18 protein-coding genes are annotated in these 20,758 nt (G+C 47.7%); 10 read left to right on the top strand and 8 right to left on the bottom strand.

The features are described from left to right. The first annotated feature begins 29 nt into the window (after positions 1 to 29). Positions 30 to 1,271 carry an HDOD domain-containing protein gene (locus H6750_17590; protein MCB9776121.1) on the top strand — a complete coding sequence of 414 codons (1,242 nt, stop codon included), beginning with the start codon at positions 30 to 32 and terminating at the stop codon, positions 1,269 to 1,271. Between the two features lie 35 nt (positions 1,272 to 1,306). Here H6750_17590 and H6750_17585 read toward each other — a convergent pair whose 3' ends face one another. The 3 genes from H6750_17585 to H6750_17575 all read right to left on the bottom strand — a co-directional run bounded on the left by H6750_17585 (position 1,307) and on the right by H6750_17575 (position 3,847). Then, the gene (locus H6750_17585; GenBank protein MCB9776120.1) at positions 1,307 to 2,473 is read right to left on the bottom strand and encodes a hypothetical protein; all 1,167 of its coding nucleotides are present in this window, start codon (positions 2,471 to 2,473) and stop codon (positions 1,307 to 1,309) included. A 52-nt stretch (positions 2,474 to 2,525) separates the two neighbouring features. Then, on the bottom strand, positions 2,526 to 2,741 hold the full coding sequence (locus H6750_17580; GenBank protein ID MCB9776119.1) for a hypothetical protein: 216 nt from the start codon (positions 2,739 to 2,741) through the stop codon (positions 2,526 to 2,528). Positions 2,742 to 3,139: 398 nt separating this feature from the next. Beyond that, positions 3,140 to 3,847: a chlorite dismutase family protein gene (locus H6750_17575; protein ID MCB9776118.1), complete on the bottom strand. Its 708-nt coding sequence runs from the start codon at positions 3,845 to 3,847 to the stop codon at positions 3,140 to 3,142. A 235-nt stretch (positions 3,848 to 4,082) separates the two neighbouring features. Between H6750_17575 and H6750_17570 the strand changes: the two genes are divergently transcribed. The 9 genes from H6750_17570 to H6750_17530 all read left to right on the top strand — a co-directional run bounded on the left by H6750_17570 (position 4,083) and on the right by H6750_17530 (position 15,287). Further along, complete coding sequence (locus tag H6750_17570; GenBank protein ID MCB9776117.1) at positions 4,083 to 4,694, top strand: hypothetical protein; 612 nt, start codon at positions 4,083 to 4,085, stop codon at positions 4,692 to 4,694. A gap of 60 nt (positions 4,695 to 4,754) precedes the next feature. Beyond that, on the top strand, positions 4,755 to 6,035 hold the full coding sequence (locus H6750_17565) for a CinA family nicotinamide mononucleotide deamidase-related protein (GenBank protein MCB9776116.1): 1,281 nt from the start codon (positions 4,755 to 4,757) through the stop codon (positions 6,033 to 6,035). Further along, positions 6,019 to 6,633 (top strand): RNA 2',3'-cyclic phosphodiesterase, encoded by a 615-nt coding sequence (gene thpR, locus H6750_17560; GenBank protein ID MCB9776115.1) that lies wholly within the window; start codon positions 6,019 to 6,021, stop codon positions 6,631 to 6,633. The genes H6750_17565 and thpR overlap by 17 nt, the downstream gene beginning before the upstream one ends. 83 nt (positions 6,634 to 6,716) lie before the next feature. Next, entirely contained in the window at positions 6,717 to 7,817 is a 1,101-nt protein-coding gene (recA, locus tag H6750_17555; protein MCB9776114.1) for a recombinase RecA, read from the top strand. Between the two features lie 42 nt (positions 7,818 to 7,859). After that, complete coding sequence (gene alaS / locus H6750_17550) at positions 7,860 to 10,505, top strand: alanine--tRNA ligase (GenBank protein ID MCB9776113.1); 2,646 nt, start codon at positions 7,860 to 7,862, stop codon at positions 10,503 to 10,505. A 91-nt stretch (positions 10,506 to 10,596) separates the two neighbouring features. After that, entirely contained in the window at positions 10,597 to 11,604 is a 1,008-nt protein-coding gene (gene mltG / locus H6750_17545; protein ID MCB9776112.1) for an endolytic transglycosylase MltG, read from the top strand. Between the two features lie 18 nt (positions 11,605 to 11,622). Continuing rightward, complete coding sequence (locus H6750_17540; protein MCB9776111.1) at positions 11,623 to 12,087, top strand: RidA family protein; 465 nt, start codon at positions 11,623 to 11,625, stop codon at positions 12,085 to 12,087. A gap of 516 nt (positions 12,088 to 12,603) precedes the next feature. Further along, positions 12,604 to 14,250, top strand: coding sequence for an IPT/TIG domain-containing protein (locus tag H6750_17535; protein ID MCB9776110.1), 1,647 nt, complete (start codon positions 12,604 to 12,606; stop codon positions 14,248 to 14,250). Continuing rightward, the gene (locus H6750_17530) at positions 14,250 to 15,287 is read left to right on the top strand and encodes a hypothetical protein (protein MCB9776109.1); all 1,038 of its coding nucleotides are present in this window, start codon (positions 14,250 to 14,252) and stop codon (positions 15,285 to 15,287) included. The genes H6750_17535 and H6750_17530 overlap by 1 nt, the downstream gene beginning before the upstream one ends. Before the next feature lie 25 nt (positions 15,288 to 15,312). On the opposite strand, the gene H6750_17525 is transcribed toward H6750_17530, so the two are convergent. The 5 genes from H6750_17525 to H6750_17505 form a co-directional block, all read right to left on the bottom strand. Then, entirely contained in the window at positions 15,313 to 16,047 is a 735-nt protein-coding gene (locus tag H6750_17525) for a 16S rRNA (uracil(1498)-N(3))-methyltransferase (protein MCB9776108.1), read from the bottom strand. A gap of 39 nt (positions 16,048 to 16,086) precedes the next feature. Continuing rightward, on the bottom strand, positions 16,087 to 17,211 hold the full coding sequence (dnaJ, locus tag H6750_17520; GenBank protein ID MCB9776107.1) for a molecular chaperone DnaJ: 1,125 nt from the start codon (positions 17,209 to 17,211) through the stop codon (positions 16,087 to 16,089). A 59-nt stretch (positions 17,212 to 17,270) separates the two neighbouring features. Then, positions 17,271 to 19,202, bottom strand: a complete 1,932-nt coding sequence (gene dnaK, locus H6750_17515) for a molecular chaperone DnaK (GenBank protein ID MCB9776106.1) — start codon at positions 19,200 to 19,202, stop codon at positions 17,271 to 17,273. Further along, on the bottom strand, positions 19,199 to 19,834 hold the full coding sequence (grpE, locus tag H6750_17510; GenBank protein MCB9776105.1) for a nucleotide exchange factor GrpE: 636 nt from the start codon (positions 19,832 to 19,834) through the stop codon (positions 19,199 to 19,201). Before grpE ends, dnaK begins: the two co-directional genes overlap by 4 nt. A 140-nt stretch (positions 19,835 to 19,974) precedes the next feature. Beyond that, positions 19,975 to 20,751, bottom strand: coding sequence for a type III pantothenate kinase (locus H6750_17505; protein MCB9776104.1), 777 nt, complete (start codon positions 20,749 to 20,751; stop codon positions 19,975 to 19,977). Positions 20,752 to 20,758 lie beyond the last annotated feature (7 nt).

Here is a 20,758-nt window from a genome sequence, read left to right as displayed (position 1 = left end):
CTCATATTTATTTACCTTGGAAGGTTTTTATGACTTCAACGGCTGCTCCAAACATCAAGGAATCCGTTCTGGTTGGGCGACAGGCTATTTTTGATCGTCAAAAAGAAGTTTTTGGGTATGAACTCCTATATCGAGATGGTCAAGCCAATAGTGCACAAGTCGTGGACGGGGATGAGGCCACCGCCAGGGTCATGGTGAATACGTTTTTGGAGATGGGAATTGACCAAATAACTGGAACGAGTCAGGCGTTCATAAACCTGACAGCGAATTTCTTTTTAAGCCAAAATTATGAAGTCCTCCCAAAGCACAATGTGGTTCTTGAGGTGTTGGAGTCCATTGAGCCTACGCCCATCGTCATTCAATCTCTTGTCAGAGCTAGGCAGCTGGGCTACAAAATTGCTTTAGATGACTTTATCGTTCGGGATTCTCATCGAGGATTACTAGAGGTTGCTGACTTTGTAAAAGTGGATATTTTGGCATTGACGAGTGAACAGCTTCTTGAGCAAATTGAGGTGTTGAAGCAATATCCGGTTCGATTGCTGGCAGAAAAAGTCGAAGATCAAGAAGTGTATGCGCTGTGTTATGAAAAAGGATTTGAATATTTTCAGGGATACTTTTTCTGTAAACCGCAAATCATGGAGGGAGTCAAGCTTTCCGGTAACCGCATGGCGATTGTGCTTTTATTGGCTAAATTGCAAGATCCTGATATTCACATAAAAGATCTTGAGGAATTAGTCGAAAATGACCTGTCATTAAGCCTCAAACTTCTTCGTTTTGTGAATTCTGCATCTGTGGGCCTTCCTCGAGTGGTTAATTCAATTGGGCAAGCTGTGGGGATGGTAGGGACCGAACGAATGCGACAATGGGCCTCCTTACTGGTGCTGGCTCATACTGGTGGAAAGCCAAGTGAGCTGATGCGCATTGCCCTCATCCGTGGACGTATGTGTCAAGGTTTGAGCCGGTTGCAAGGAGAGTCTGCCAGCCAAGGCTTTACCGTTGGCCTCTTTTCTGTATTGGATGCCTACTTTGATTGTGAAATGAAGCAACTTCTCGCAGACCTTCCTCTTGCTCCTGAAATTCTGCTTGCTTTGACCGAAGGGCAGGGATGTTTAGGGAAAATTTTAAAATGCGTGATGTCTTACGAACGAGGGGAGTGGGATCAAATTGAGAACAGTCGTTTTGAACCCCATGTGTTGCGACAAGAGTATCTTTTCAGCACCGAATGGGCCAACGAAGTCATGAAGACGACTCTCGCTGGGAAGGAAAAATAGCGGAGCGGGATGAGGGGTAAGGTTAGAAGCCATGATTATCCCCTTCGTTTGTCGTCTTGTTCTCCTACGAAATAATTCAGCACCCCCAATCCCTTCTCGCTAAGCTCAATAGGCTTATCATCGGATTCCGGGGCCAGTTGGTCATCAGGGAGTTGTGGGTAGATTTTGATTCGTAGGCTTTCCTCCAACCCTTCATCGGAAAAATCCATATCATTGAGCAGAGCGTGTAATCGTTGGAAAGCTAAAATAGAACGTGCGTGGGATTTCCATGTTCCAGAGAATTCCGTGTCATTTACTTTGGTAATGCTTGTCCAAAACTTTGATTCTTCAGGCTCTGACATGCTTCCGTCGACGAATGCTCGTAACTTATCAAGTAACGCCTCTTCTGTTTTTTCCAAACCATCATATTCAACCATTGACCTTTCGATGGGGCGTTGAGATAACAGCGCAAGTGTTTCTTGCCAGAGGTTAATTGGTTGTAACGATTCATTCGATGCGGAGATTTTTTCCTGGTATTTTTGTAATTCAGTTAGAAAGTGTTGAAGTGCCTTAACCTTCCTGGCAACTAAGCTTCCTAAAGGAATTCCCCAGACATGAGCAATCTCGTGATCCTTTAACGGGGAGCTACCGGAAACAATGAATTCATTTTGAGCGAACTTCAGTCGACGTCTGAAGATCCCACGTCGTCGCAATAAGGCCTGATATTCCAGTACCAGTCGCTGAACTTGATACTCTTTCGTGGAGAGTTCCTGATTATCCCATCCACGCTGTAATTTCCGGAGTTCCTGCCGAAGTAGAACCGAGGGTGCTTGGGTTTTAGCATCATGCAAGGCATTCTGGGCTAATCCAAATTCTGAGGTGAGTAACCGCTCTGCGATCTGAATGGATTTGTCAATGTGTTTCAATGCTTGATTTAGGAATTCAATATGCATTCCTGGGCGTTCTCGTTTTTGTCGGTAGTAATCTTTGTACTGGTTCGCCCGGGATGTGATATTTCTTTCGGCTTCGAGAGAGAGGGGGTTTCCTTTTGGCTGATTGCCTGCCAGGAAGCGGGAATCAGGTTGATCGCTGACCATATAGGCGATGGATTCAGAACTCAGGTTCATGTACTGCAACAGAAGAAGCTGGAGCATGGTGCGGCCTTGAGTTGGTAGCGCCTGAATGGCTGATTCAATGTGTTCAAAACGCAGTGTTGTAGGCATAGTTATTTATGAACTCAAGGACAAGATTGTGTATTTCAGCCTTTAGGTTTATTTATGGAGTGCCACTATCAAGAGATTCGAGAACGGTGGCGGCGTATTCTCTTAGTTGCTGTACCGTTCCATTGGCATAAAGTTCCCGGGGAATTTCAATTTTGACTAATTGTGATGGATCGACCCCACGTTCTGCAGCCCAATCTTCGTCAATATATAAGGTTACGGCGCCATCTTTGTCCCGGCGCACAAAGAGAATATCTTTTTCCCCTTCCATCTTTGACGCTCCAAATTGAAAATTAGATTTTGTCTGCTTTGATAACACACCTCTTTGAAGCCTGTCAAAATCGTTGCGTGCCTTAGTTGGGGTAACCAGAGGTTCTGAAATTCCCTGCATTTTATGAGAAATTTAATTTGTTGCTGCAGGCGGGAAAATTGGTAAGGCAGATATGCCGCTGTTGTAGCTGATGAAATACTCGGTACGCACTGGCTGGCAGGGGGCACCATCAAGTATCCACCCGCTAGGGTTGAGGAAAGCGTTAATCTATTAAGAAAATTTGAATTGTAATCAGATGCAGATACCCTTCACTTGAAGGGTATCTGTTAAAAAGCTCTCATTTAGGAATGAAGTTTGTGGTCTGTTCTGAAGTGCGATACAAGAATGGTTGAGAGAAATTATCCTCCCAGGGTTTCAACAACTTCCTTGAGACTTTTCATAATACAGGTAAAAATTGGAATATCACGTTTGACATACCGGCTGCCTTCGGTAGAGCGCAATTCCATAACGAGGTCTAGAAAGTCCTGGGGGGAATCGGTTTCAAAGGCGACCACAAATTCCTGGTCATCCAATCCAAATGAATAGGTGGTATTGAGCTTGACGGAGGGGTACTTATGGCCGATGGCGATATGTTCATCCATCATGCCTTGGCGAGCGGCTTTGGTAAGCAGGTACCACTCTCTGGTTTTTTCAAATGGGTAAACAAATATATATTTCGCACGGCCTGGAGAAATTTTCAATCTTCGGCTTTCTTGCCCTTCATGCACGTGATGATCGACGTATATGGATCGTTTCGTCATGGAAAGATAAGAGTACGGCGTGGTAAGATAGCGTCCCAGGCCTGTAGCCAAAAGCTTTGAACTCATTTCTTGAAACATTTCGAGATCATAGCTAATTCGCCACAACATAAAGTCGCAATCCCCTCGTATGCCTGTTGTGGTGTAAGACACGACAATGACCTTGCCGGTATATTCTTCCGCTGCACGGATAAATTCTTGCTTGCCGAGGTCTCGCTCTTCTTTGGGAAGACGTCTCCACAAAGGGTCCACTTTATAGAAAGCAAAATTGACAAATTGTTGTTTGGCAGCCTCTTCGGCACCAGCCATAATCATACCTCCCCTGGAAAGAAAACCCGTGTTTTTTTAATCACTTAAAAAAATAGGTCTTAACATCGCTACTGCAATATTGTCAATGAGCAGGTGACCTGATGGCTGTTAAGATCCACACTAAATAGGAAGAGTAAGGAATAAGACTGTAATCTTTAGGGGAGAGAAACTTTTTGGGTCATAGCCAATGAGTCAAATCTTGTTATTTCAACTATTTACCCGATGTATAGGATCTATGCTGGGGTTAGTAAGATGTGCCGGTTTTTGGTTTCTTTTAGAGGCGGGGCTGATCCTCATCGTTTCTTCTCCTGTGTGGGGTATTGTTCCGCATCCCTCGGAATCTCAAATTCTCGAAGCCATCAAAAATGGTCAGGAGGGAGCCCGAAGCCGCACCCCCCCCAATATGCTGTATTGGCATTTCGGTGTATCTTCTGAGGATGCTCCTCATGCCCATGGATTTCTTATGACGAAATTAAATGGAATTGCGGTGATGTCCAGTCATTTTGCTCTTCGAGGAGAATCCCTCGCATCCCAGGATATTCAGCGAATCCTGGATGAACAATTCCTTCAAGTTGTGGTGTTGATTTTTGGGGATTCACCAAGCTTTGCCAAAGACAGCTACCTTTTGCTTCAACAGGGAGATCGATTGATTAAGCCTGATCGGATTCGGTTTGATGCCAGAGCGACGCTGCTCGACCCAAGCCAAGGACCTCCCATGTATCGTGCCAAGGTTGTGGCGTCCTTTCACTATGACGTTTTTGATGCCTTGGCTCAAACCACCATCAAGGTTTTCCCAGGAACCGGAGGCGAAGTGACTTTTGATCTGGATTTTGCTTCTATTCCCTAAGAGTCAAGGGGATGGGTGAACGACTGTCTCATTGATGCAATTTGGCTGAGTCTTTTGAACATGAAATCCCTCCATGCTGACATCATTGCCGTAGGTTCAGAATTGCTTCTGGGCGGACGCCTCGATAGTAATTCGGTATTTGTCGCACAACTTCTCTCTGAGTGTGGCATTGAGGTTCGGAGAAAAATCTCCGTTGGTGATCAAAAAGTTGATATTCAAGAAGCCCTTCGTGGTTCGCTGAATCGCGCTCATGTGATCGTTTTGACAGGTGGACTCGGATCAACGCTTGATGATTGTACCCGTGAGGCTGTTGCCTCGACGCTTCAATGCCACCTGATCAAACGAAAAAAAGCCTATGACCATCTCAAGGCTTGCTATCGACGCTTTGAAAGACCGGTCACACCGCTATTGGCCAGGCAGGCGTTTCTTCCTTCCCGAGCCACGATGTTGGCAAATACCGTCGGCACGGCGCCCGGTTTTTTGGTGCGTAGCGGACGAGCAGTCATCATTGCATTACCAGGTGTGCCTCGCGAGGCCAAAGTCATGATGGTTTCTCAGGTTCAGCCGATACTCCGGAAGTTATTTCACAGCAATAGGCACTATTGGCAGCATACGTTTCAAACATTTGGATTGCCCGAAACCGATGTTCAAAAACACTTGAATCCTGTTTTGAAGGATTATGGAAGCATTCAGTTCGGTATTTTGGCTTCGCCCAGGGGCGTGATGGTGACGGTGAGTTGTTGGGTGTTCGGCGGCCCACCCTCTTCTGTGAAGAAGATGTCCCCCTTTTTACCGGAATGGGATCACCTGATCCTTCAAATCCGTGAATGTTTAGGTCCCTGGCTCTTTGCAGAAGGTGAACGTACCATGGAAGAAGTCGTCGGGGAAGCCTTACGAGCTCGTTCCTGGACGGTGGCACTTGCCGAATCCTGTACCGGAGGATTAGTGGCTCATCGCTTGACGGGTGTGCCCGGGAGTTCGCGTTATGTGGACCGGGGAGTCGTGTCTTATAGTAATGAGGCGAAACGAGAACTCGTAGGAGTTCCCGCCTCGACGCTTCGTCGGTATGGGGCCGTGAGCGCACAGGTTGCCATGGCTATGGCCAAAGGCATTCGAATGCGGAGTCGAGTTGATGTGGGAGTTGGAGTCACGGGAATTGCGGGGCCTGGAGGAGGGACTCCGAACAAACCAGTGGGATTGGTGTATGGAGCGATTGATGGTCCGCAAGGGCCTCAGAGTCAATGTTGGAGATTTCATGGGGATCGCGCGGAAATTACATTGAAGACATCTCAAGCTGTTTTGGATTTGATCCGACGATACGCCAATGAAGCTGCATTCTAATCAGAAGAGCCTGCGAGTCTTTCTGGCCGTTGAACTTTCCTTAGATTTGCGCCGGAAAGTGGTCGAACTGCAACGTCAGCTGCGAGAAAGCTTACCAATGGTCAATTGGGTTCGCCCTGAGTCGATGCACCTCACACTGAAATTTCTTGGATATGTGGACACTTCCATGGTAGAAAAGGTTCTGACTGCCATTGAGCCTATCCGAACAAGGCAGGCTCCTCTCACCTTAGAAGTTCAGGGGCTGGGGGTTTTTCCGCATCCTCGACGTCCAAGGATATTGTGGGTCGGATGTACTGGGAACATTCCTGCCTTGATCAATCTTGTTTCACATATCGAAGCTGCATTGGAACCGTTGGGCTTTCCTCCTGAGGACAAGCCCTATTTCCCTCATTTGACCCTGGCCAGGATCAAACATGACCAATCTCAGGTTGGTGGCGTACTGATTCATTCCGGCTTACTGGAGCAACCTCGGAACCTTGGGACGCTCTATGTTGACCGGATCACACTTTTTCGAAGTGAGGTGAGCCAATCCGGTGCGGAATATACCGCTTTGAGGACGGTGCCATTCAATGAGCCTGGATCACCTATTTCAATCTAAGTTAGGCATTTACCTGTTAAAGAGTGTGGGGTAAGATAGCCGCCACTTTGCATGCTCGGGAATATTGAACAAAAGGATACCCAATGGCAGAACGCGTAGCTTCTCAAAAAGAGACCCCAAAAGACGGAAAAAAACGAGCGCTGGATTTGGCTCTGACCCAAATTGAAAAGCAATTTGGCAAAGGGGCCATTATGAAACTAGGGACGGAAGACGTTCCGCGTGATATTCCGGCCATTTCGACGGGGTCTCTCGGGCTTGATATGGCCTTGGGGATCGGAGGCTTGCCGCGAGGTCGAATTATTGAGGTGTTCGGACCGGAATCGTCTGGAAAAACCACCTTGTGCTTGCATGCTATTGCCGAAGCGCAGAAAGCCGGCGGGGCGGCAGCCTTTATCGATGCCGAGCATGCGTTGGATATCTCCTATGCTAAAAAGCTTGGGGTCCAGACCGATGATCTGCTGGTGGCCCAGCCGGATACTGGTGAACAGGCTCTGGAAATTGCCGAGACCCTGGTCCGGAGTGGGGCGTTGGATATTATTGTCGTTGATTCCGTTGCAGCCCTGGTTCCTCGTGCCGAAATCGAAGGGGAAATGGGAGACTCCCATATGGGGCTTCAGGCGAGATTAATGTCCCAGGCCTTGCGAAAATTAACCGGGGCCATTTCCAAGTCTCAAGCTTCGGTGGTATTTATCAATCAGATTCGAATGAAAATTGGGGTGATGTTTGGGAATCCGGAGACCACCACCGGGGGCAACGCTTTGAAATTTTATTCTTCAGTGCGGTTGGATATTCGCCGGATTGAATCGATTAAAGAGGGCCAGGAAGTGATGGGGAGTCGCGTACGGGTGAAAGTGGTCAAAAATAAAATGGCGCCACCCTTCAAACAGGCCGAATTTGATGTCATGTTTGCCGAAGGTATTTCCAAAGTCGGGGAATTAGTGGATTTAGGCGTTGAGCGTCGAATCGTGGATAAAGCCGGAGCGTGGTATTCGTATAAGGAGGAACGGCTCGGCCAGGGTCGGGAGGCTGTTAAAACCTTTTTGAAAAGTAATCCGGATATTGCCCAGGACATCGACGCGCAATTACGAAACAGCTTTGGCCTTTCCGGGGAGCCTGAAAAAAAAGAGGAATCATCCCCCCCAGTCAGTTCTAACTCAAAAAAATCAGCAGGAGATCGTGACTGATCTGGCCGCGAGGCACAATCATCTTGAGCGAAAATCATTGATATGATTGCAACATCACTCGAACTTCGGCAGGCGTTTGTAAGCTATTTCTCAAACTGTGGGCATACGGTGGTGCCCAGCGGGCCACTCATCCCGCAAGCAGATCCTACTCTCCTGTTTACCAACGCGGGTATGAATCAATTTAAAGGGGTGTTTTTAGGTGAGGAATCCCGACCCTATAGCCGGGCCGTCTCCATTCAAAAATGTCTGCGGGCGGGGGGGAAACATAATGATTTAGAGAATGTGGGTTTTACGCGCCGCCATCACACCTTTTTTGAAATGCTGGGCAATTTTTCCTTTGGAGATTACTTTAAAGAAGAAGCAATTGCGTTTGGGTGGGAATTTCTCACTCAGGTTGCCGGACTGCCGGCTGATCGATTGTGGGTGACGGTGTTTCGGGAGGATCAGGAAGCCTATGATCTATGGCATACACGAATGGGTATTTCAGAATGTCGACTTGTTCGTTTGGGTGAAAAGGACAATTTCTGGCAAATGGGAGAGACGGGGCCCTGTGGTCCTTGCAGCGAAATCCTCATTGATCAGGGTGAGGCATTCGGATGTGGTCAGTCGACCTGTGCCGTTGGCTGTGACTGCGACCGATTTCTTGAGATTTGGAATTTGGTGTTTATGCAATTTGATCGGGATCCTGTTGGCACGCTCAAACCTCTACCCAGGCCCAGTATTGATACCGGAATGGGGTTAGAGCGGTTGGCAGCAGTGACCCAGGGAGTTGCGTCTAATTATGATAGCGATGTATTCAGCCCTATTTTGGAACAAATAGGGAAGAGCACCGGACAGGTGTATGGTATCTCCCCAACGGCTGACCGGTCGATGCGGGTGATTGCGGACCACCTGCGGGCGATGACCTTTTTAATCACAGAAGGGGTGTTGCCATCAAATGAGGGGCGTGGCTATGTCCTGCGACGGATTATGCGTCGAGCCTCACGCCATGGTCGGTTATTGGGAGTGGAGCGAGAATTTTTATATGATCTCGTATCTAGCGTGGTTGATCGAATGGATTCGGTCTATCCGGATCTTCGTTCGATGAAAGATACGGTTTCTGAGATTGTCCAGGGGGAGGAAACACGCTTTATTGGAACCTTAGAACAGGCCTTGCCTCTCCTTAATCAAATCCTTGAGGAAGCAAAGCAACAGGGGAGTCAAATCCTAGAAGGGGAAGCGGTTTTCAAGTTATATGATACCTATGGGTTTCCCATTGATTTGGTGGAAGATGCCGCACGAGAAGAAGGGCTGGCCATCGATCATGTCGGTTATCAGCAAGCGCTAGAAGCGCAACGTGATCGAGCCAGAAAAACTGCAAGGTTCAGCCATGCGGATTCTCGAAGCGACCTGATGAATGCTCTCGGTCAGTTCCCTTTGACAAAATTTGTGGGTTATTCCAGTCATGAAGATAAAGGGAAACTGCTCGCCCTAGTAAAGGACGAGCATGTCATCAAGAAAGCCAAGCAAGGGGAGAAAGTGGAGTGCGTTCTGGATACCACGCCGTTTTATCCCGAAGGGGGTGGACAGGTCGGGGATCAAGGCACTTTGGTGGGCCCGTCGGCAAGAATTGTCGTTCAAGATACCACAAAGCTGGCAAAGGGGTGGTTTCTGCACAAGGGCCAGGTCATCGAAGGATCTGTTCATGTTGGCGATGTTCTTACCGCCACAGTATATGGTCATTTAAGGCAGAGTGCAGCACGAAATCATACGGCGACCCATCTTCTTCATGCTGCATTGCGGGAAATTCTAGGTCCTCATGTGAAGCAACATGGATCTTTGGTGGCCCCTAATCGATTGCGGTTTGATTTTTCACATTTCAAAGGATTGACCCCCAGAAATATTGAAGAAATCGAAGGACTGGTGAACGAACAAATCCGTCGGAACTTGTCTGTTAAAATTGAAGAAATGGGCATTCAGGATGCTCTGAGTCGAGGAGCTCTGGCTTTTTTTGGTGATAAGTATGGTGAACAGGTTCGGGTCGTAGAAATGGGTTCGTTTAGTCAGGAATTGTGCGGGGGGACACATTGTGCTCGAACCGGTGATGTCGGTCTGTTTCGTATCGTGTCCGAAGGAGGTATTGCGGCAGGCGTCCGACGTATTGAGGCCCTCACGGGCGAGGGGGCTGTGGCGCAAACTCAGCATCAGGAGGCCGAATGGAGAGAATTGGCCGCGGTGTTAAAAGCCGGCCCCAATGAAGTCGTTGAAAAAGTCAAAAAACTTATTGGAACGCTGCGTGATACCGAACGCGAATTAGAGCGTGCAAAGCAAAAATTGCTTGATCAGCAAGGGGCTGGTCAGGAAGCGTCGATTCGGGACATAGCCGGGATGCCGATCCTTATCCAGCGGATCGATGGCTTGACCATCCAAGAGTTGCGAACCTTCTCTGATAAACTCCGCCACAAAGTGCCTTCCGGTCTTTTGGTTTTGGGGTCGGTTAAAGAAGGAAAGGTTTCGTTGTTGGTTATTGTGGCCAAAGAACAGGCTCACAAAATCCCTGCAGGAAAAGTCGCGCAACATGTGGCTCAACTCGTTGGGGGGTCTGGAGGGGGCCGACCAGATATGGCTCAGGCGGGTGGTAATCAACCAGAACAGTTAGATGAGGCATTACGGAGCGTATATGACTTTGTTGCCTCATACATAGCTTGAAGGAGGAGTAAACTCCTTCAGCATGATGATGTAGTTGCATTGTCCCCCCACATGGACTGACGGGGAGCAGTAGGAAAGGGGACGTCGTGACGTGATCCTTGTTCGCCGGACCGTAGTAAGTCTTTTAACGGGTATAGTTCTGGTCATGGGTGGGTTTGTGTGGATGAATCAACCCATGGGTGGATCAACCGAACCGGTTCTTGTCGAAATCCCACCCGGTACGCCTTTTACCCAGGTTTCCCGTATTCTCGATCAACATCACCTCATTGGATCAGAATGGTTTTTTTCTCTTTTGGGGCGTGTGCAGCGGGTCGATCGAAATATCATTCCAGGCGAGTATGAATTGGATGCGGGAATGCAACCCACCCAATTACTACACAAACTTGTGAAAGGGGAAGTCTATCAATATGCCATTACCATACCCGAAGGTTATACGGTTGCACAAATTGCGGATATCCTGGATCAAAAACGTCTTGCCCTCAAGCAGGATATTTTTCGATTAAGCCATGACCCGGTATTTATTCAGAGTCTGAATATTCAGGCACCCACATTAGAGGGTTATCTTTTTCCTGATACCTACCATTTTTCTCGCTTTACTCCTCCAGAATCCATTATTCGAACATTTGTTCACCGGTTTCATGATGTGATGAATCCCGAACTCAAAGACCGGGCAACGGTCATGGGCATGACTCTTCAAGAGGTGTTGACCCTAGCCTCCGTGGTGGAAAAGGAAACGGGGTTAGCAGCTGAACGACCCCTGGTTTCCGGAGTATTTCATAATCGTCTCCGGCTGGGCATTCCCTTGCAGAGCGATCCCACCGTCATCTATGCTCTCGAGTCGTTTGATGGAAATATTCGGAAAGCCGATCTGTCGGTCGATAGTCCCTACAACACTTACAAGGTACGCGGGCTTCCTCCTGGACCCATTGCCAATCCGGGTTTGGCTGCAATTCATGCTGCGCTCTATCCAACGACAACCGATTTTGTCTATTTTGTGGCACGGAACGATGGGAGTCATCAATTTTCTGTGACATTAGCGGATCATAATAAGGCGGTAGATCTTTATCAACGACGATCGATGAGTAAGCGTGCTTCCTAAGTGAGTAGTTGCGTCACTATGGGTGTTCATGAAGCATTAAGCCGATTGGGGTTAAAGCTGCCGGCGGCCCCTTGTCCTGTCGGGTCATATGTTCCGGCTCGTCAGGCAGGAGACCTAATCTTTGTGAGTGGGGTGCTGCCTTTTCGTGACGGGGTAATTGTGCAGCCTGGAAAACTCGGGCGAGAGCTGACCGTAGAGGAAGGGGCTGCCGCTGCGCAATTAGCCATGCTCAACGGGTTAGCCATTCTCCAAGAGATGATGGGAGATTTCGCGTGTCTCAAACAGGTGGTTCGCCTGACGGGGCATGTAGCGTCAGTGGAAGGGTTTGTGGATCAGCCTGCGGTAATTAACGGGGCCTCTGATTTGTTGGTCAAGCTGTTTGGTGATGCCGGCCGCCATGCCAGATTGGCTCTTGGGGCATTCGAATTACCTCTTCATGCTCCAATCGAGCTTGAATTGATCGTTCAAGTATCTCCCCCTTAAGCTGGTTCATACTCTGAAATTACCCCTTCAGCACGCGCACAACCGGCTCCTGCTTTGGATTCATTCCTCTTGGTCCTCTAGCCGCTTTATTTGAGATTTTAGGCGTTGTTGCGATGGCTCGATATCTGAATTTTGTGAGGCTGCTTCTATTTCGGGTTGTTCAAATCGGAACAGCTCCATTAAGAAGGGTGTCGGGAGATATTTTACCTATGTGATTTTAAATTTTTTTCAGCCATTTGATCCTAAAAGGGCACTGGTAAAACTGAGCGTGTTTCGAAAATTCTATGGTAAGAAATGGCTGTGAATGTTCATCCTTCTGATTATACAGTTCCTTTAAATTGACGCATGAAAAGATCGCTTGATATAGTCTTTTTGGAAACCCGCTCTGACTTGGTTCCATCCCCTGTGTTGGTAGCCCGAAGTTGGGTTGGCTCCCCTTTCCAGTTTGATTTAATGAAGAAGTCCATTGTTCATACCTAATTCATTTTTTGAATCAATAAGCAAGGTTTGTTACCTATGAAACGAGTTAGAAGTCTCTTGAGCGTTGCCTTAGGTTTTTTCCTTTTCTCATCAATGGCCTATGCTGAGATGTTCCCTTCCGATGGGCCTCCTGGCACGACAGTGACAATTAGTGGGGAAGGCTTTGGTGAATTCAAAAATACTCAGGCTAATCGAGTGGAATTTCAGGGTGTTTCGGCGCTCATTCAATCCTGGGAACCTGATTTTATTCTGGTGAAGGTGCCTTTGCAGGCTCGTTCCGGCCCTGTCATGGTTATCAATGGATCGGACAAAAGAGAAGCCGGAATTTTTTCCGTTACCAAAGTCCGTATTGCGAGCTTGAATCCTTCGCAAGCCGAAGCGGGTTCCTTGCTCACGATTGTTGGGGAACATTTCGGCAATACGGCTGGGTCTCGTGATCCCAATACTATGTTCGGGGTCAATCAAGTGATGATCAATGGGATTCGTGCGGAGGTGCGACGATGGCGGCCAACCAAAATTGAAGTTCTTATTCCGGCTAATGCCAAGTCCGGGGATGTGGAAGTGCGCTTAGCGTCAAGCGACCCCCTACCAGATGGATCATGTTGTGCACCTGTTGAATATGCGGTCAGTAATGCCGTCCCTCTGACGATAATTCCTTCGATTGCCTTTGATCCTACGGAGGGCCCAATCGGGAGTAAGGTCGTGCTGTCGGGTCAGGGATTTGGAGAAAGCCGCCCTGGAGATGGACGAATATTTTTTGGAGGAAAACCTGCGATCATTGCGCAATGGTCCGATCGAACCATTGTGGCCCATGTGCCGTTAAATGCCGAATCAGGTTCCCTGATACTCCATCGAAAAGGAAATGAGCGGGAGATTGGAACATTTACCATATTGACCAGTCAGATATCAGGAATGATTCCCTCCCAAGGACCAATTGGGACACTCATGACGATTAAGGGAAAAAATTTCGGTGTGTATTCAGAAGCCGGCGGAACGGCATATGCCTTTGATTTTCTCTCAGGTGGCAATGGGGTGGAGATTGGGGGAGTGCCGGCTGTCATTCACCGTTGGCTTGATGAACAAATCGATGTATGGGTGCCATTCAGCGCCAAAAGCGGTCCGGTGGTTGTGAAACGTGGAGGAGCTACTCCTAAAAGTGATGGCACCTGTTGTGAACGACAAGAAATTGTGACATTAAAGGCCGGAGATTTTACTGTTGTTCAGCCGGAAATTCACTCCTATTCTCCCAAAGAAGCCGGCTTGGACGAAGTCGTGACTATTACGGGTAAGGGATTTGGTGAATTTCTGAAGATATCCGAAGCCACTCGTTTATCTCTCAATCAGGAAGCCCATGACTGGCATAACTATAGATTAGGGCAGGATGTGTCTCGCAGTGAGGTGCTGGTGAACGGCATTGCAACCCATGTCGAATCATGGACCGATACGGAGATCAGGATCCGTGTTCCTCGCCGTCCGGTCTTTGGTTTTGGAAACCCAGAAGGTTTTGAGCCTGACCTCACTAAAGGGGAACTGATTTTGAAGCGAGGGTCATGGGATATGTTGGATACCGGCGAATGCTGTACGCCAAAAAAGTATATCACGGTCGTGGGGGGGCCATTTACGATTTTAAAGAGAGGCCTTCCTGACAAAGATTATTGGAATGAAAAGGGGCGGGCACAATAATGAATTCTGGCATAATTAAGAATCATGATCTATTGAAAAAAAACCGCCCTGCCTGGAATCAAACGGTCGGGCTATGTGTGTTGGGAGTCCTTGCTGGTATAGCCTTGGTTGTGAACCCTCAGCCAACCTTTCCTCAAACCACTTCGTCTGCTCTCTCACTCCAAACCAGTCCTACCAAGGTGACTTTTCTTGGTGTGCATTTTCTGGATGCCAGAAAGGGATGGATCGTAGGAGCAGGAGGGACGATTCTTCACACCGACGACGGTGGGACTACCTGGGTTTCTAGCCCTCGACGCACCAATGCGTTATTAACTGCGGTAACTTTTGCGGATGCAACGCACGGATGGATTCTTGGACAAAACGGAACAGTATTGCATACTGTAGATGGTGGAAAAAAGTGGATCTCGCAGGAGAGTGGGACAAATGGAACGCTCTATGCGGCTGATTTTCTGACGACCGATCATGGATGGGTGGTCGGTTCCCGTGGTGTCATTTTACATACGGAAGATGGGGGAGAAAGTTGGGCTGATCAGGTCAGTGGGACGACAGCAGATCTCTTTGGTGTTCATTTTCTTAATGAAAACCATGGTTGGGCCGTTGGTGCCCTTGGTGTCATCTTGGCAACTACTGACGGGGGAAAGAATTGGGGGCTCCAGACCACCAATAATCCCGCCACATTTTTTGATATTGTGTTTACGGATAATGTGGCTGGATGGGTTGTTGGGACGCAGGGAACTATGTTCCAAACGCTGAATGGAGGCAAAGTATGGGTTGACCATACTCGATCCTGTGGAAGTCCATGTATTAAACCCGCTGATTTGGTGAATATTAGGTTTATAAATTCACTGGTTGGTCGAATCGTCGGTGAGCGGGGAACCATTTTAGAAACTCATGACGCTGGCTTTACGTGGCAGGAAATTGAACCTCTCAACTCTGAAACCCTGTATGCTCAATCATTCCTGGAACTTTCTAATGGGTTTGCTGTGGGAGACCATGGGACGATCATTCATTTGAAATCTTCCTCATCCCAACCCTAGTGCTTGGCACTTTCGTTGTTGTATTTCAGAGATAGTTGAGTTTGGCCTGTAGAATAACCAATGAGGCCAGGCTTGCAGTTTCTGCTCGTAAAATTCCCTGCCCCAATGTGGCAAAAACTACATTCAGGTTTTTGGCTATCTCGCGTTCCTCCCTCGTCCAACCTCCTTCTGGGCCGGTGAACACCGTAATTCCGTTTGGATTATCCGGTGGTAAGTCCATGGTCGATAGCAAAGCTTTCTCCTGCCGCTCGGCTAACATGATTTGTATTCCTTTATTTTTCTGTCGTAGAAATTCCTGAAAGGTCTGGATGGGAAGTATCTTTGGGATGCTCCATCGCTCGCTTTGCTGGGCCGCTTCCAAGGCAATGCGATCCCATCGCTCCTGACAATTTGTTGCCTGAGCTGGGGACATGCGTAAAATGACTCTTTCCGTAATCAGTGGTGCAAGCGCATGGACCCCAAGTTCGGTGGCTTTTTGGATGACCCAGGCCATTTTCTCTCCTTTTAAAATTGCTTGTGCGAGGGTGATAGGGGTTGTGGAGGAGAGAGGGCATTCTTGAATACTCAGAACCGTCGAAGAGATAGTCTTTTTGGTTATCTGAAGAATTGTTGTTTGGTATCGACGATTTTGCTCATCATTAAGAATAAGCGGATCTCCCGGTCTCATTCGTAAACTTTTTGAAAGATGGCTGAATAAGGGATCGGGGATCGTGACTCTATCATCCTCAACCTGGGTTGAATGGATGAAAAAGACGGGCATCTGTTTCCGTGAAGATGGAGAGGAAGTAAAAGAGGCTGGTTAATCAAACATGTTTTTCACTTTATCGAACAGGCCTTCTCCTTGCGTGTCCGTAGATATTCCGCACTCTTCCGCATATGCGGAAAGAAGCTCGTGTTGTTTTGGAGTCAGTTTTGTAGGAATTTGAATTTTAGTCCGAATCAGTTGATCGCCACGATTTTGGGACTTAAGACCAGGAGCCCCCAACCCTTTGAGGCGAAGAATTTGATCGTGTTGGGTCCCTCCAGGGATTTTCACCATGGTTGTTCCACTTAATGTAGGCACTTCGACTTTTCCTCCAAGCGTCGCTGTGACAAAATCCAATCGAAGGTCATAGAGTATATCCTGGCCTTTTCGTTGAAAGTGCGGATGAGGCCGGACATTGAGTGCCACATACAAATCTCCAGGAGGTCCACCATTCATGCCATGTTCCCCTTCATGGGAAAGCCGAAGTCTCATGCCGGATTCGACTCCAGCTGGAATGGTGACTGCCAAGAGCCGTTCCTTGTGAACGCGTCTTTGTCCTCTACATGTCTTGCACGGGTCGGCAATGACTTGACCTGATCCTTGGCATTGCCCACAGGTTCGATTAATGGTGAAAAACCCTTGTTGTAACCGTATTTGTCCGGCTCCACGGCATGCGGAACAGGGTTTGACGGCTTGATCGGATTTCGCGCCAGTTCCATGGCAGGTTTCACAGACTTCCCAACGAGGAATTTTGAGTTTGGCTTCCTTGCCGTTAATGGCCTCTTCAAAGGAAATTTCTAAGTTATATTGAAGATCATTGCCCTGTTCGGCTCGATTTTGACCTCTGCCTCCACCAAAAAAGTCCTCAAAAATATCCCCAAACATATCTCCGAAGCCGCCACCTCCAAACCCGAATCCATCGGCTCCTCCTCCTTGGCCGGCCGCTGCATGACCAAACATGTCATATTTTCTTCGGCGATCTGGATCACTGAGTACTTCATAGGCTTCCCCGGCTTCCTTAAACTTTTCCTCAGCCGCTTTTTTTTGAACTGGGTCAGCATGCAGGTCCGGGTGATGTTGCCTGGCAAGTTTTCTAAAGCCTTTTTTAATGTCTTCTTCCGAGGCATTACGGTCCACCCCGAGAATTTCATAATAATCTCGTTTTTGGGTCTGTGCCATCAGCGTTGTCCAAAGGTGGAAAAATGTATGCCTATGTTCATCAATCTGTTCAAAAGTCTTTAATTCTTGCCTTTATCAACTTCTTCAAATTCTGCGTCTACAACCTTTTCCTCCCTGCCAGCGCTTTCGCCGCCGGTGGTTCCTGGGCCGCCATCTGGTCCAGAGCCGGTGGCAGAGGCATCCGTAGAAGCTTTTTTGTACATTTCCTCTGCTAATTTATGAGAGGCGGTGGTGAGATTTTGCATGGCGGTTTTAATCGCTTCGAGGTCGGTTCCCTCCATAGCTTTACGAAGTGCGTCAACCGCCCCGGAGATGTTGGACTTCTCTGTTTCCTCAATCTTGTCTCCATGCTCGCTCAAATTCTTTTCGGTACTATAGATAAGGGTATCGGCTTGGTTCTTGACTTCGACCAATTCCCGTTTCTTTTTGTCTTCTTCGGTATGACTTTGAGCTTCCTTAACCAGACGCTCAACTTCTTCCTTGCTTAATCCGCTAGATGCCGTGATCTTGATTGATTGTTCCTTTTGCGTGGCCATGTCTTTGGCTGAGACGTGTACAATACCGTTAGCGTCAATATCAAATGTGACTTCAACTTGGGGAACACCTCTTGGTGCCATCGGAAGACCTACTAAATCAAACTGTCCCAAGAGTTTATTGTCATTGGCCATTTCCCGCTCACCTTGGAAGACTCTGATGGTCACGGCAGTTTGGTTGTCGGCGGCGGTTGAAAAAATTTGACTCTTTTTGGTGGGTATGGTCGTGTTGCGTTCGATGAGTTTCGTGAAAATTCCCCCTAATGTTTCGATGCCGAGTGATAGCGGGGTGACATCTAATAACAAGACATCCTTCACATCTCCCTTGAGGACTCCACCCTGAATGGCCGCACCGATTGCCACGACTTCATCAGGATTCACGCCACGGTGGGGTTCTTTGCCGAAAAATTGCTTAACTCGTTCAATCACTTTCGGCATCCGAGTCATTCCACCTACCAAGACGATTTCATTGATGTCGCTGGTGGTCATATCAGCATCGGCAAGGGCTTTTTTGCAGGGTTCGATTGTTCGCTCAATTAAATCATTGACCAATTGCTCGTATTTTGATCTGGTGAGTTTAAGTACCAAATGCTTTGGTCCACTGGCATCGGCAGTGATGAAGGGTAAATTTATTTCGGTCTCTTGGGAGGAGGAAAGCTCGATTTTTGCCCGTTCGGCGGCTTCTTTCAATCGTTGCAGGGCCATTCGATCATTTCGTAAATCAATTCCTTGATCTTTTTTGAATTCTTCAACCAGCCAATCCATGACCCGAAGATCAAAGTCGTCTCCGCCCAAAAAGGTATCACCATTTGTGGATTTGACTTCAAAGACTCCTTCACCGATTTCTAAAATGGAAACGTCAAAGGTTCCACCACCGAGATCGTAGACCGCGATACGTTCATCTTTTTTCTTGTCGAGTCCATAGGCCAGTGATGCTGCAGTCGGCTCATTGATGATGCGCAAGACATTTAATCCCGCGATTTTTCCTGCGTCTTTGGTCGCCTGGCGTTGGCTGTCATCAAAATAGGCTGGGACCGTAATGACAGCGTCTGTCACCTTTTCCCCCAAATAATCTTCAGCCGTTTGCTTCATTTTTTGTAGGATCATGGCAGAAACTTCTGCTGGACTATAGCTTTTCCCTCGAATGATGACGTGGGCATCCCCATTAGCACCTTCGGCGGTCTTATACGAAAGCCGGTTTGCCGCATTTTTGACCTCTGAAGAAGCATGCTTTCTCCCCATAAGACGTTTCACCGAATAAATAGTATTTTCGGGGTTGGTTATGGCTTGCCGTTTGGCAATCTGTCCGACCAATCGTTCGTCTTTGTCGGTCAAAGCCACAACCGAAGGGGTGGTCCGTCCGCCCTCTGAATTAGCAATAACCGTTGGGTCTCCACCACTCATCACCGCCACGCAAGAATTTGTTGTTCCTAAGTCAATCCCAATAATTTTGCTCATACGTGTATTCCTCCCTCTTCACCAGATTCTTCAGTTGAACCAGGATCAGTCAATTCTAATTTTTCTTTTGCTACGCTTACCATCGCTGGACGTAAAATCCGATCATGCAATAAATATCCTTTTTGAAATTCCTCGATGACAGTGTTCGGCTCCACATTTTCAGATTCCACCTGGGTCACTGCTTGATGAATAGCGGGATCAAAAGAGTTTCCTGTGGTGCTTACTTGTCGAACGCCAACTTTGCCCACGGTTTCCAGGAATTGTTTATGGGTAAGCTCTACTCCCTCCAGTAATGGGCCGCTCGTTCCGGCATCTTTCGCGCATTGTATGGCTCGCTCAAGGTTGTCAATAATAGGAAGGAGATTTTTCAATAATGATTCATTGCCAAATCGAATCGAATCGTTCTGATCCCGCTGGGCTCGGCGTTTGTAGTTTTCAAATTCTGCGGCCAGGCGCAAATATTTATCTTGGAAAATTTGAAGTTCTTCTTCCGGCGTTACGCCATTTTCAGAAGTACTTTCTGATGTGTCCTCGGTTGTTTGTGCTTGAGGGCTGACTTCTTCTGTAGTGACTTCTTCAGTAGTTTCCTCTGTTGAGGACATGATTTTACCTTTTCCCGATTGTTGCGTCATAAATGACCAGTAAGAGGAGAAAGACATTTCAAATTGCTTGTCGCAAGTCAGATAGTCACTTCATCTGGCAAGTCAACCCATCCTCTTAAATTTCTTATGATTTTTGGTTAACCTAAAGGATTTAAAGGTCTGGCATAAAGTTATCCACAGGGAGGGGTCATTCGATCATAGAGGAGCTTTAAGCCTTCTAATGTAAGGTTGGGTCTAACCTCCTGAATAGTGTGCGAAATTGGAACAATTGTTTGAGCCAACCCTCCTGTTGCGATGACAAGTGGGAATTCTCCGATTTCCTGTTGAATTCTCCTCACGATTTCATCAACTAATCCAGCATATCCATACATGATTCCTGCCTGCATACTGGATGTCGTGTCCTGGCCGATCACGGATGCCGGGATAACCAGATCAACCTTTGGAAGTTTTGCCGTTTTGGTATGCAGGGTATCTGCTGCGCTTTTTAAACCAGGGGCAATGGCTCCGCCTAGGTACTCGCCTTCTTGGGTGACGATACAAAATGTGGTCGCAGTCCCAAAATCCACAATAATGAGATATCGTCCATAGCGGGCAAATGCTGCAGCCGCATTGACGAGACGGTCCGTCCCGATTTCCTCTGGATTTTTGTATCGGAGGATGAGCCCATGAGGACATGCACTGGTGACTATTAGGGGCTGATGTCCGAATAATGATTGGGCCAACATGTCGAAACTATGTGTGAGAGGGGGGACCACACTCGTGACAATACAGCCTAAGATGTCTTCCGGCAGAATTTTATGAAATTGAAGGAGGGAGCGAAGAACAATCCCATATTCATCGGGAGTCTTGGAATGGTCGGTGGATAGGCGCCAGTGCGAGATCAGTATCCTGTCTTGAAAAACCCCACAGACGATCTGTGAGTTTCCAATGTCGATGGCTAGCAGCATGAAAAAT

The organism is Nitrospiraceae bacterium (assembly GCA_020632595.1).
Classification (GTDB): Bacteria; Nitrospirota; Nitrospiria; order Nitrospirales; family UBA8639; genus Nitrospira_E.
Note: the sequence above shows the minus strand (reverse complement) of the source record. Positions and strands in the feature narration are given on the sequence as shown.